9 protein-coding genes are annotated in these 13,002 nt (G+C 67.7%); 7 read left to right on the forward strand and 2 right to left on the reverse strand.

Going from position 1 to position 13,002, the window contains the following annotated elements; all coding sequences use genetic code 11:
* Positions 1-53: 53 nt before the first annotated feature.
* On the forward strand, positions 54-359 hold the full coding sequence (locus tag ACIBW9_RS31840) for a hypothetical protein (RefSeq protein ID WP_398960481.1): 306 nt from the start codon (positions 54-56) through the stop codon (positions 357-359).
* Entirely contained in the window at positions 356-1,840 is a 1,485-nt protein-coding gene (locus tag ACIBW9_RS31845; protein WP_398960482.1) for a sensor histidine kinase, read from the forward strand. Before ACIBW9_RS31840 ends, ACIBW9_RS31845 begins: the two co-directional genes overlap by 4 nt.
* 13 nt (positions 1,841-1,853) lie before the next feature.
* Here ACIBW9_RS31845 and ACIBW9_RS31850 read toward each other — a convergent pair whose 3' ends face one another.
* On the reverse strand, positions 1,854-2,468 hold the full coding sequence (locus ACIBW9_RS31850) for a Uma2 family endonuclease (protein ID WP_398960483.1): 615 nt from the start codon (positions 2,466-2,468) through the stop codon (positions 1,854-1,856).
* 286 nt (positions 2,469-2,754) lie between these two features.
* On the opposite strand from ACIBW9_RS31850, the gene ACIBW9_RS31855 reads away from it, so the two are divergent.
* Positions 2,755-3,828 carry a lytic polysaccharide monooxygenase gene (locus tag ACIBW9_RS31855; protein WP_398960484.1) on the forward strand — a complete coding sequence of 358 codons (1,074 nt, stop codon included), beginning with the start codon at positions 2,755-2,757 and terminating at the stop codon, positions 3,826-3,828.
* 207 nt (positions 3,829-4,035) lie between these two features.
* On the opposite strand, the gene ACIBW9_RS31860 is transcribed toward ACIBW9_RS31855, so the two are convergent.
* Positions 4,036-7,839 (reverse strand): GH92 family glycosyl hydrolase, encoded by a 3,804-nt coding sequence (locus ACIBW9_RS31860; protein ID WP_398960485.1) that lies wholly within the window; start codon positions 7,837-7,839, stop codon positions 4,036-4,038.
* A gap of 375 nt (positions 7,840-8,214) precedes the next feature.
* Here ACIBW9_RS31860 and ngcE point away from each other — a divergent pair, with 375 nt between their 5' ends.
* The 4 genes from ngcE (at position 8,215) to ACIBW9_RS31880 (ending at position 12,984) form a co-directional block, all read left to right on the forward strand.
* Positions 8,215-9,666, forward strand: coding sequence for an N-acetylglucosamine/diacetylchitobiose ABC transporter substrate-binding protein (gene ngcE, locus ACIBW9_RS31865; RefSeq protein WP_398960486.1), 1,452 nt, complete (start codon positions 8,215-8,217; stop codon positions 9,664-9,666).
* Positions 9,667-9,724: 58 nt separating this feature from the next.
* On the forward strand, positions 9,725-10,651 hold the full coding sequence (locus tag ACIBW9_RS31870; protein ID WP_344401837.1) for a sugar ABC transporter permease: 927 nt from the start codon (positions 9,725-9,727) through the stop codon (positions 10,649-10,651).
* Positions 10,652-10,655: 4 nt separating this feature from the next.
* Positions 10,656-11,579, forward strand: coding sequence for a carbohydrate ABC transporter permease (locus tag ACIBW9_RS31875; RefSeq protein ID WP_365832934.1), 924 nt, complete (start codon positions 10,656-10,658; stop codon positions 11,577-11,579).
* Positions 11,580-11,784: 205 nt separating this feature from the next.
* Positions 11,785-12,984 (forward strand): ROK family transcriptional regulator, encoded by a 1,200-nt coding sequence (locus ACIBW9_RS31880; RefSeq protein ID WP_398960487.1) that lies wholly within the window; start codon positions 11,785-11,787, stop codon positions 12,982-12,984.
* The last annotated feature ends 18 nt before the right edge of the window (positions 12,985-13,002 follow it).

Raw genomic sequence — 13,002 nt, forward strand, 5'->3', positions numbered from 1 at the left:
CACCCTCAGGTGGAACACAGGGTTCCCTCAGCGGACCGGGACAGTATCGAGACATGTCTGGCATCTCCGCCTCCCGAACCGGCCGGGCCCGTGTCCTCGTCGTCGACGACGAACACGCGCTCACCGAAGCGCTGTCCGTCGCCGTCGCCGAGGCGGGTCGGCGGCCCTGTCCGGCCGCCGACGGACGCGGCGCGCCGCGGATCGTCCGCGCGTGCGCCCCGCACGCCGTCGTGCTCGACGGGACGCTGCCCGGCCTCCACTCGTCTTCGTGCCCTGGTGCTGAGCGACGGGAGCCGTCAGCCCGCGTGGCATGCCCCTCCGCCAGGTACACCCTCGGGCCGACGGAGAACGGAAGATGACCGCCCGCCCGGTCGCCCGCTCGCTGCGCGCCCGACTGCTGCTCTTCGTCGGTGCCACCCTCGTCGTCGTGTGCGCGGCGATGACGTTCACCACCGCGGTGGTCCAACGAGCCTCCCTCATGGGCGAGTTGGACGGCCGCGTCGGCAACGCCGCCGAGCGCAGCCTGGGCGGGGCGGCTCTGCACCGGGACGACAAGGCGGACCTCTCCTTCCTCACCGAGAACGGTCACCCCGTCGGCATGATCGCCGCCCGCCTCGACGACCACGGCAGGGTTCTCTCGGCGGCGATCGTCAGCCAGGACGCCCCGCCGCGGAACCTGACCGCCCCCCAGCGCACCGCCCTGAAGGGCATCGCGCCCAACGGCTCGAAGCACACCGTCACGGTCCCCGGCCTCGGCACCTACCGGGTCGCCGGGCTCGACTCGGACGGGATCAGCGTCCTCGCCGGACTCCCCATGGACGACGTACAGCACATGATCGACGGACTGGTCGAGGTGGAGGCGGCCGTCGCGGCCACCGGCCTTGCCGCCGCGGGCACCGTCTGCGCCGTGGTCGTACGACGCCAGCTGCGCCCCCTCGGCCGGGTCGCCGCCACCGCGGTCGAGGTCTCCCGCTCACCGCTCGGCCGCGGCGAGGTCACGGGCCTCACCCGCGTCCCCGCCCGGGACACCGACCCCACCAGCGAGGTCGGCCAGGTCGGCGCCGCCCTCAACCGCCTGATCGACCACGTCGAGTCCTCCCTCGCCGAACGCCGGCACAGCGAGGAACGGATGCGCCGCTTCCTGGCCGACGCGAGCCACGAACTGCGCACCCCCCTCGCGTCCATCGCGGGCTACGCGGAACTGATGAACCGCGGCACGGCTCGCATCGAGCCGGTGCTTGCCTGGCGCCGCGTTTCGGCGGAGTCGGCTCGTATGACAGGCCTGGTGGAGGATCTGCTGCTGCTCGCCCGCCTGGACGAGGGGCGCCCGCTCCCGTCCGCCGAGGTCGACCTGGCGGCCGTGGTCGCCGAGGCCCTCTGGGACGCACGGGCGGCGGGCAGCGGCCACGACTGGCAGCTGGCCCTCTCCCTCGCCGCCCCGGCCCTGGTCCTCGGCGACGAGGCCCGCCTCCACCAGGTGGTGGCCAATCTGCTGGCCAACGCCCGTACGCACACCCCTGCGGGCACCACGGTGGTCGCGGAGGTGGAGGCGACGGCGGAGCGGTGCGTCATACGGGTGCGGGACGACGGGCCCGGCGTTCCGGCCGAGTTGCTGCCGAGGGTTTTCGAGCGGTTCACCCGCGCGGACACATCCCGTGCCCGGGTGCCGGGGGCGGACGGCGGGTCGGGGCTGGGGCTTGCGATCGTGGAGTCCATCGTCTCGGCACACGGGGGCCGCAGCCACGTGGAGAGCGCCCCGGGGCGCACCGAGTTCACGATCGAGCTGCCACCGGCGGGCGTAGCGTCCGTGGAACGGACCACAGCCGTGGCCTCCCGGTAACAGCACGGCTGGATCAGAAGCCGAGGAGTGCGTCCAGGTCGATCTCGACGGGAAACGGCAGCTCGGTGACCAGCTTGTCGTGGTGCACCGGGTGCGACGGCGCGGGAAAGTACGAGAGAGTGTCCGCGTTGAGCCAGTACTCGTGCACCGCCAGCTTCTGGTCGCGGTCCAACTCCACGCGCCAGTAGTACGGGACCTTGTGCGTGGCGAAGAGCGCGGGTTTGCGTACGCGGTCGTCCTGGCGGGAGCCGGGGGAGACGACTTTTACGACGAGCGACACCTTCCCCACCGGGACACACTCAAGCTCGAAGAAGTCCAGCTTCCGCGGATCGAAGACGATCACGTCAGGCTTGGGCGTGTTCTGGTCGTCCACCATCACGCACTGCTCGGCCACGACCTTGTACGGCTCGGTCCGAGCTGCCTTCAAGGCGCTCAGCAGGTCGTCCCGCACCTGGTTGTGCCAGAACTTGGTCTGTCCTCGAACCCCGATCCGTCCGTCCACGAGTTCCCAGTCGAAGGGCAGCTCCAAGTTCTTGACCTGGTCGAAGGTCCAGCCGTCGGCCGGCGGGAACATCCAGGTGTCCTCGGTGGCCCGTCCCTGCTGGGGTGTGGTCATCACTGCTCCCATGGACGCCAGTGTGGACGCCGATACGCGACATGATCGTACGCACGAAGGTACCGCCACTCGAAGCGGCGAAGCCGCGGCGCACGGTTGACGCGCGTCGCGCCCCCACGTCATACCGCTCCCGCGTTTCCCGTTTACAACCGGCCCAACTGGCGCTACTTTCCCCACACGCGGGGTGGGAGCGCTCCCATATGGGGCGACGGACCGGAACCCGCCGCCCCGGGTCGCTCCCACCCCGCTCGCACCAGCACGCCCGCATCCACCCGGCCGTACCTGAAGGATGTATGTCATGATCCTGACAAAAACGCGCCGACCGGCGCGCCGATTAACGACCAGAGCCCTCTTTCTCGTCCTCGTCTCGCTCCTCGCCGCCGTCCCCGCCCTCGCCCTCGTCGTCACGGCGGGCGGCAAGGCACAGGCCCATGGCACGCCCATGAAACCCGGCAGCCGTACCTTCCTGTGCTGGCAGGACGGCCTCACCAGCACCGGTGAGATCAAACCGGTCAATCCGGCCTGCAAGGCGGCCCAACAGGTCAGCGGCACCACGCCGTTCTACAACTGGTTCTCCGTGCTGCGCTCCGACGGCGCCGGCCGCACCCGCGGCTTCGTCCCGGACGGGCAGTTGTGCAGCGGCGGCAACCCCAACTTCACGGGCTTCAACGCACCGCGCAACGACTGGCCGCTCACCCATCTCACCTCGGGCGCGACCATCGACTTCTCGTACAACGCCTGGGCGGCGCACCCGGGCTGGTTCCACGTCTACATCACGAAGGACGGCTTCGATCCGACCAAGCCCCTCACCTGGGACGCCATCGAGGACAGGCCCTTCCTCACGGTGGACCACCCGCCCCTCCACGGCACCCCGGGGACGGTCGAGGCCAACTACTCCTGGACGGGGCAGCTGCCCGCCGGCAAGTCGGGCCGCCACATCATCTACATGGTCTGGCAGCGCTCGGACAGCGCGGAGACCTTCTACTCCTGCTCCGACGTCGTCTTCGACGGCGGCCACGGCGAGGTCACGGGCATCCACGACCCCGGCAGCCCGACCGACCCCGTACCGGGCAGGTGCGAGGCCGTGCGCAGGACCACCAACACCTGGAGCGGCGGCTACCAGTCCGAGGTGACCGTCACCAACACCGGAGACGTCCCGATGCTGGGCTGGATGGTCGACTGGACGCTGCCGGGCGGCCAGAAGGTCGACAGCCTCTGGAACGGCGACGCGACCTACGACGGCCAGGACGTGATGGTCCACAACGCCGACTGGAACGGTTCGCTGGATCCGGGGAAGAGCACGACCTTCGGATACGTCGTCACGGGCGACGGCGGTGACACGGCGACGGACCTGCCCTGCCGGGTCGGCTGAAAAGCTGCTCAGGGCGGACCCGGTGGGGATGGGTCGTCCACCGGGTCCGCGAGCCGGTGCAGGCCGGGGGAGTACCTGCCCGGGTGGTGTTGGCTTCTGCGACACCGAAGGCGACGACAACGTTGTCGCATGGTCTGGCAAGACCCTACCGCCTCAACCGGCCGCGCTGTCAAACCAGTTGAGGCGGCAGGTATCCAACCCCTCTGCTCAGGCGAGCAGTTCCACCTCCGACAGCGCCGCCTGGCCGTCGAGGACCAGGCGGTACTTCCCGTACGTCCCCGGGGATCCCACGGTGAACGCGCGTGTCTGCCGGTCCCAGGTGAAGGACTCGCCGGACCGCTTGTCGAGGGTCTGCCAGGTGGTGCCGTCGTCGTCCGATCCCTGGAGCGTCCAGCCGGTCGGCGCCTTCGTGTGGTCGGTGGGGGAAGTCAGCGTGTACTGAAGGCCCTTGACCGGTCCCGACACCGGAAGGTCCACGGATGTGACGGTGGCTTCCGTCGCCGAGGTGTTGTCGAACAGTGGCCCCTCACCCTTCAGCACGTCCGCGCGGGGCGTCGGCACCTTGTCGTCCTGGGTGATCGACACGGGCGCCGCGTTCCGGCCCGTGCCCCACGACGACGGCTTCGCGCTCATGTCGAACTCCAGGACCCCGCCCCTGGCGAGCAGCGAGTGCGGGAGCGCAGTCGAGTTCCACGCCCGCCCGTTGAAGCGCACGCCCTGGACGTAGACGTTCCGCCCGCTGTTCCCGGGTGCCTTGACCACCAGGTCGTGGCCGTTCTCCAGATGCACGGTGGCCTTGGTGAACAGCGGTGAGCCGATGGTGTACTCGCCGCTGCCCATGACGAGCGGGTAGAAGCCGAGGGCCGAGAAGAGGTACCAGCCCGACTGCTCGCCGTTGTCCTCGTCGCCGTGGTAGCCCTGGCCGATCTCGCTGCCGGTGTAGAGCCGCGAGAGGATCTCGCGCACCTTCTCCTGCGTCTTCCAGGGCTGCCCGGCCGCATCGTACAGATAGGGGATGTGGTGGGCGGGCTGGTTGGACTGCCCGAGCATGCCCATCCGGGTGTCCCGGGCCTCGGTCATCTCGTGGATGACGCCGCCGTAGGACCCGGCGAACTCCGGGTCGGCCGTCTCCGGGGTCGAGAAGAAGCGGTCCAGCTTCTCGGCCAGCGCGCCCTTGCCGCCGTACAGGTTCGCCAGGCCGCGGGTGTCCTGCGGGACGGTGAAGGCGTAACCCCAGCCGTTGCTCTCGGTGTAGTCGTAGCCCCACACCCGGGGGTCGTACTTGGAGGCGTCGAGCCGCCAGTCGCCCTGGTCGGTGCGGCCCTGGAAGAAGTCGGCCGACTTGTCGTAGAGGTTGACGTAGTCCTGAGCGCGGTTGAGGAAGTACGCGGACTCTTCCCTGTACCGCTCGTCACCGGTCTTCTTGTAGAGAGCCTGGCCCATCCGGGCGATGCCGTAGTCGTTGTCGTAGCCGTCCATCGCCCAGGAGAAGCCCTCGTTGGTGGAGGTCGTGGTGTAGCCGAGGAAGGGCGAGGTCGCCATGCCCTTGCGGCCCACGCCCGACATCGGCGGGACGACCGTCGCGTTCTTCACGGCAGCTTCGTACGCCGCCTTCGCGTCGAATTTCACGCCCTTGATGTACGCGTCCGCGAACGCCACGTCCGAGGAGGTGCCGGTCATCAGGTCCGCGTATCCGGGGGAGGACCAGCGCGAGGTCCAGCCGCCGTCCTTGTACTGCTGCACGAAACCGTCCACCATCTCGCCCGCCTGCCCCGGCGTCAGCAGCGAGTACGCCGGCCACGTCGTCCGGTAGGTGTCCCAGAAGCCGTTGTTGACGTACACCTTGCCGTCCACGATCTTCGCGCCGGTGTGCGTCGGCGTGTCCTGGCTGGGCATCGGCGAGAACGGGGAGGCGTAGCGGAAGACCGAACCGACCTTCTCGAAGCCGGAGTTGGGGTACAGGTACAGCCGGTACATGGACGAGTACAGCGTGGTCAGCTGGTCCGGTGTCGCGCCCTCGACCTCGACCTTGCCGAGCAGGCGGTCCCAGATCCGCTGGGCGCGGTTCTTCACCGCGTCGAAGGAGGTGCCGTCCGGGATCTCCTGGCGGAGGTTGTCCCTGGCCTGGTCGATGCTGATGAGCGAGGTGGCCAGGCGCAGGGTGACCGTGTGGTCCTCGCCGGCGTCGAAGCGCAGATAGCCCCTGACCCCGCTCGACGAGCCGTCCGTCACCTTCCTGTCGAACACCCCGTACACGAACAGCCGGGTGGCGCCCGTCGACAGCCCGGACTTCACGTCCGAGTAGCCGGTGACGATCCCGTTGTCCTTGTCGAGCGTGAGCCCCGCCTGCTCCGTCACGTTGTCGAAGATCACGCTCGCGTCGTCGCCGGGGTAGGTGAACCGGAGCGCCGCCGCATGGTCGGTCGGGGCCATCTCGGCCTTCAGGCCGTTCTCGAACCGCACCCCGTAGTGGTACGGCCGCGCGGTCTCGTTCTCGTGCCGGAAGGCCAGCTCACGCGCCTGACGGCCGGTGTCCGGGGTGCCGGCCGCGACCGACGGCATCACCTGGAAGGTCTGCCGGTCGCCCATCCACGGGCTCGGCTCGTGACTGGCACTGAACGCCTGGATCGTCGGCAGGTTGTCGTCGTTGTTCGCACGTGCATAGTCGTACAGCCAGCTCAGCGAGGACGCGTTGGTCACCGGCGTCCAGAAGTTGAAGCCGTGCGGCACGGCGGTCGCGGGGAAGTTGTTGCCGCGCGAGAAGCCACCGCTGGAGTTGGTGCCGCGGGTGGTGAGCGCGTAGTCGGACAGATGGGCCTTCGGCGGCTCCGGCGCGACCGGCTTGATCGCGATGTCGTCCAGCCAGCCGCGGAACTTCGCCGGGCCCTTGGGCGAGTCGTACGCCACCAGGATCCGGTCGACCGTCCTCCCGGCCGCGACCGACCCGATCCGCGAGGCCACGTTGTTCCACTGGTTGACGTAGAGGGCCTTCGAGGCGCCCTGGCCCTGCGGTGACAGTGCGAACCCGTGCTGGTCGGTCGCGCCGAGATCGCTCAGGTAGCTGCCGTCCGTGAAGGCGAGATCCACCGACACGTTCGTGGCGTCGTAGTCGCGGTCCCCGTCCGCCATCGACGGGAAGATCCGGTACGACAGCCGGGTGTCCCGGCCGACGGGCACGTTCACGTCGAAGACCTTGTTGTACGAGTACGCCCGCCCGCCGGCGGTGTGCCGTCCGGCGTAACGCAGGGCTCTCTTTCCGGTGAACCCTGCGCCCGCCTTCGCGGTGGGCGATCCGCTCGGGCCGCGGTCCACCAGCGAGAGCATGTCCTGCGGGACCGGACCGCCGCTGCCGCCCGTGGAGAACTGCACATCGGCCAGCTGCAGGAGGTCCGCGCCGTTGTTCTTCGTGATGTCGAGCCGGAAGTGCTGGTACTCGGCCGGCTCGGCGAGGTCGTACGACCTGGTCTGGAAGCGCTCGGAGAAGGACTCGCCGGAGCGGGTGTCGAGGATCTTCCAGTCCTTGCCGTCCGTGGAGCCCCGCAGGGTCCAGTCCCTCGGATCGCGCTCGGCGACGTCATTGGCCGAGGTCAGCGCGTAGGTCACCAGCTTGATCGGCTTGTCCAGGTCGAACTCGGCCCAGCCGGTGGGTGCGAAGGTCAGCCATTTGGTGCCGGACTCCCCGTCGACGAGGTTCTCCTTCACCTCGCCGCCGTCCGTGTTCTCGGCACTGGCGCGCACATCCGTGACGTGGTCGGTCACATTGCCCGGGATGCCGGTGCTGTAGCCGCCGTCGACACCGGAGGACCGCTTGCTGCCGTCCGCCGTGGTGTCGACGGTGTTGAGCCAGTCCGGGGCCGGATCGCCCGCCTCGAAGGAGGAGGCGAACTCCCGGTCGCCCTTGGGTGGCGCGTCGGGCAGGGCGACCGCCGCCCCCTGCGAGCCCACTGCCATGACAAAGGCGGCCGTGATCACGACCGCCGGACCCCACCTGTGCCGAGCTCTGTGCCGCATACGCCAGCACCCTCCCTGGGCTCTCCGCGCTTGTGGACAACGTTGTCAACTGTGACGCGCAGAGACCAGTAGTGGGTCAAGTGCTCAGTGATGTCAAGGGTGTTGACTGTGGCATTCGGGGTGTATGTCGCGGATTTTTCCGGCAAGGCAGCCACAGGCGCCTCATATTTCCTGGAGGTCTCAACTCGGATAAGACCATTGGCCAACTATGCATTCGATCTTGCTCCGCTGGCGGGAAGTGGACTATACCTGTCGGCGATTCACCCGATCCGTTCTTCACCATCCGCACTTCCTGCACGACCCTGCTGACCTGACCGCGGTGCCGGGGAGGATCCGGTTCACCGCCTGAGTCCTGGAGAAGGCGAGGACTTGAGCATGGGATCCACTTCCGCCGAGAACACCGGCAACGCGGGTGTCGGCCGCCGCGATCTGATCAAGCGGTCCGCTGCGCTCGGACTGATCTCCGTACCTACGATGAGTTTCCTGTCGGCCTGTGCGAGCAGCGGCGGCGACAACGGGAACAAGGCCAAGGCGGGCAAGAAGACCGCCAAGAACCCGCTGGGCGTGAACGACACGGCGGGCATGGAGTTCGTCCTGTTCGACGGCGGCTTCGGCAAGGAGTATGCCCAGGACGCCGTGAAGATCTACGAGAAGAACTTCCCCAAGGTGAAGGTGAAGTTCTCCGCCACCCAGAAGATCCAGTCCACGCTCCAGCCCCGCTTCAACCAGGGCACCCCGCCGGACCTCATCGACAACTCCGGCGCCGAGCAGATGGACATGGGCGTCCTGGTCGGAAAGAACCAGCTCGCCGACCTCACCCCGCTCCTCGACGCCCCGTCCTACGACGACCCGAACAAGAAGGTCCGCGACACGCTGCGCCCCGGCATCGTGGAGATGGGCCAGTTCGACGGCAACCCGGTCTGGATCATGTACTACGCCTACACGGTGTACGGCGTCTGGTACTCGCAGAAGGCGCTGGACTCGCTCGACGTCCAGTACCCGAAGACCTGGGACGAGATGCTCGCCGTGTGCGAGAAGGCCAAGAAGAAGGGCATGGCGGGCTGGACGTACGCGGGCAAGTACCCGTACTACATCCCCTTCTCGCTCTACCCGATGATCGGCAAGGTCGGCGGCCGCGAGGTCCTCGACGCCATCGACAACCTCGAGCCGAACGCCTGGAAGCACCCGGCCGTCAAGGCGTGTTTCGATGCCTACTACGAGCTCTACAAGAAGGGCTACATCCTCCAGGGCACCCCCGGCCTCGACCACATCCAGTCGCAGACCGCCTGGGCCAAGGGCAAGGCGCTGTTCATCCCGAACGGCTCCTGGGTGGAGAACGAGTCGGCGAACGTCATCCCCGCCGACTTCGATCTGGCGGTCTCCGCGCCCACCGGCATCGACAGCTCCGACAAGATGCCCTTCGGCACCATCTGGGCCTCCGGCGGCGAGCCCTTCATCGTCCCGGCCAAGGCGAAGAACCCCGAGGGCGGCATGGAGCAGCTGCGCATCATGCTCAGCGAGGCCTCCTCGAAGAACTTCACCACCAAGGTCAAGTCGCTGACCGCGTTCAACGGCGGCACCACCGGGATCTCCCTGACCCCGGGCCTGAAGTCCGGCGTCGCGGCGCTGAAGCTGGCCGGGGACAACGTCCTGAATCCACGCCTCCAGGACTGGTATGTCCAGTTGCAGAAGGAGCAGATTGGTGTGGCGGGTCTCGGCGAGATGATGGCCGGCCGTCTCACCCCGGCCGAGGCCATCAAGAAGATCCAGGGCTTCGCCGACGCGGCCGCCAAGGACACGTCGATCAAGCACTACAAGCACCAGTGAGGGTCCGTCACCACCTGCAGCACAGGCAGCACCCGCCCAGAGATCGGGGTAGGTAGTAATGCAGCACGGCAAGTACCGGTTCATCGTGGGGTTTCTGGCGCTACCCCTGGGGCTTTATGCGCTGTTTGTCGTCTGGCCGTTCATCCAGTCCATCTACTACTCGTTCACGGACTGGACCGGCCTGAGCCCCGAATTCAAGATGGTCGGCTTCGACAACTACAAAAGGATGCTCGACGACGAGATCTTCTGGAAGTCGTTGCAGCACAGCCTGCTGTTCGCGTTGGTGCTGCCGGTGGTGACGATCAGTCTGGCGCTGTTCTTCGCCTTCATGATCAATGTGGGCGGTCGGAGAAGGCGGGGCGGTCCGGTGATTTCCGGTGTCCGCGGTTCGTCCTTCTACAAAATCGTCTATTTCTTCCCGCAGGTGCTCTCGATCGCGATCGTCGCCCTGCTGTTCGCCTTCGCGTACAACCCGGACAGCGGCGCGATCAACTCCCTGCTGAGGGGAATCGGGCTCGACAGCGTCCAGCCGCTGTGGCTGGGCGACCCGAGCCTGGCCCTGTGGTGCGTGATGGCGGTGCTGGTCTGGTCCTCGGTCGGCTTCTTCGTGGTCCTCTTCTCCGCCGGTATGGCCTCCATTCCGGCGGACCTGTACGAGGCCGCGCTGCTGGACGGGGCGAGCCGCGTCAGCACGTTCTTCCGGATCACCCTGCCCCTGCTGTGGGACACCGTGCAGTCCGGCTGGGTCTACATGGGCATCCTCGCGCTGGGAGCCGAGTCGTTCGCGGTCGTACAGATCATGACGACCGGGCCCGGCGGTCCCGACTACTCGACCACCGTCATGGTCCTGTACGTGTACCAGAAGGCGTTCCGTGACGGACAGGCCGCCTACGCGACCACCATCGGCGTCGCCCTGCTCATCGTCACGCTGGCCTTCGCGGCGATCGTGATGCGGCTGGGCCGGCGCGAGCGGCTGGAGTACTGATCACATGAAGACGACCGATACCCCCGCCTCCGTACCGGCCGAGTCCGGCGCCTCCGTCTCCAAGGTGGACGTCCCGTCCGCCGCGCCCGCGAAGGAGAAGAAGGAGGGCAACGTCCTCAACGTCTTCTCCCACGGCATGCTCGTCCTGTGGGCGTTCATGGTCGTCATGCCGCTGCTGTGGGCGGTGATGACGTCCTTCAAGGACGACAGCTCCATCTTCAGCTCGCCCTGGGCGCTGCCGGACAAGCTGCACTTCGACAACTGGGCGCGGGCCTGGACCGACGCCAACATGAGCGACTACTTCCTCAACACCATCCTGGTGGTGGGCGGTTCGCTCATCGGCACGCTGGTGCTCGGCTCGATGGCGGCGTATGTGCTCGCCCGGTTCGACTTCCCGGGCAACCGCTTCATCTACTTCCTCTTCATCGGCGGCATGAGCTTCCCGATCATGCTGGCCCTGGTCCCGTTGTTCTACGTCGTGAACAACATGGGCCTGCTGAACACCATCCACGGCCTGATCCTGGTCTACATCGCCTACTCGCTGCCGTTCACGGTCTTCTTCCTGACGGCGTTCTTCCGCACCCTGCCGACCTCGGTCGCCGAGGCGGCCTTCGTCGACGGGGCCTCGCACAGCCGGACGTTCTTCCAGATCATGCTGCCGATGGCCAAGCCCGGCCTGATCAGCGTGGGGATCTTCAACTTCCTCGGGCAGTGGAACCAGTACATGCTGCCGACGGTGCTCAACACCGACCCGGACAAGCGCGTGCTCACCCAGGGCCTGGTGCAGCTGGCGGCCAGCCAGGGCTACAAGGGCGACTGGTCGGGGCTCTTCGCCGGCCTGGTGATGGCGATGCTGCCGGTGCTGGCGGCGTACATCGTCTTCCAGCGCCAGGTGGTGCAGGGGCTGACGGCGGGCGCACTGAAATAGCGCTCCCACGCCCGGCGTGCGCGCCGTTCCCCGAGTCCGGGGGGAACGGCGCGCACCCGTCTGTGCGCGGGTGCCTGCTTGTGTCCAAGGGCCCGGAAACAGTTCAACCTCTTGACGGGAGGCGACCCTAACGGCTCAGCTTAGAGTTCACTAGTTGGACATAGACGGGGCCTCATTGAAGCGGTCCCGCGCGCAGGAGGTCGTCGTGGAGACTCCGGGGTCGCAGTCGTCACTGCACCGAGCCAACCTGGAGCGGGTCGTACGGGCCGTCCGGCTGGCCGGGTCACTCACGCAGGCGGAGATCGCGAGGACCACAGGGCTGTCCGCGGCAACGGTCTCCAACATCGTCCGCGAGCTCAAGGACGGCGGAACGGTCGAGGTCACGCCCACATCGGCGGGCGGCCGAAGAGCCCGCAGCGTCTCCCTCAGCGGTGACGCCGGGATCGTCATCGGGGTGGACTTCGGGCACACGCATTTGCGCGTCGCGGTCGGGAACCTCGCCCATCAGGTGCTGGCGGAGGAGTCCGAGCCGGTGGACGTGGACGCCTCCTCGGCGCAGGGCTTCGACCGGGCGGAAGAGCTGGTCAATCGCCTGATTGCAGCAACGGGTGTCGACCGGTCCAAAGTCGCCGGCGTGGGCCTCGGTGTGCCCGGTCCGATCGACGTCGAGTCCGGCACCCTCGGCTCGTCCGCGATCCTGCCCGGCTGGATCGGCACCAAGCCCGCCGAGGAGCTGCAAGGGCGGCTCGGCGTGCCCGTGCACGTGGACAACGACGCCAACCTAGGCGCCCTCGGCGAGCTGGTCTGGGGCAGTGGCCGGGGGGTCAGGGACCTGGCGTACATCAAGGTCGCGAGCGGTGTCGGCGCGGGTCTGGTGATCGACGGGAAGATCTATCGGGGTCCCGGCGGTACTGCGGGAGAAATCGGACATATTACACTCGATGAATCCGGCCCTGTCTGCCGCTGCGGTAACCGGGGATGCCTGGAAACCTTTGCGGCAGCGCGCTATGTGCTTCCGTTGCTCCAGTCGAGCCACGGCACCGACCTGACGATGGAAGGCGTCGTGCGGCTGGCCAGGGACGGAGACCCGGGCTGCCGTCGGGTGATCGCCGACGTCGGCCGTCACATCGGTTCTGGAGTCGCCAATCTCTGCAATCTGCTGAACCCGAGCCGGGTGGTCCTGGGCGGTGATCTCGCCGAGGCCGGTGAGCTGGTGCTCGGGCCCATCAGGGAGTCTGTCGGCCGCTACGCCATCCCCAGTGCAGCGCGCCAACTGTCCGTTCTCCCGGGGGCACTTGGGGGCCGTGCGGAGGTGCTCGGAGCGCTCGCTCTCGCACTCAGCGAGATGGGCGATTCGACCCTTTTGGACGGCACCTTGTCGACTGCGACACCTGCCTTCACTTAGAGAACGCATGACGCCGTT

This window comes from Streptomyces sp. NPDC049541, assembly GCF_044465725.1.
In the GTDB taxonomy this organism is placed as follows: Bacteria; Actinomycetota; Actinomycetes; order Streptomycetales; family Streptomycetaceae; genus Streptomyces.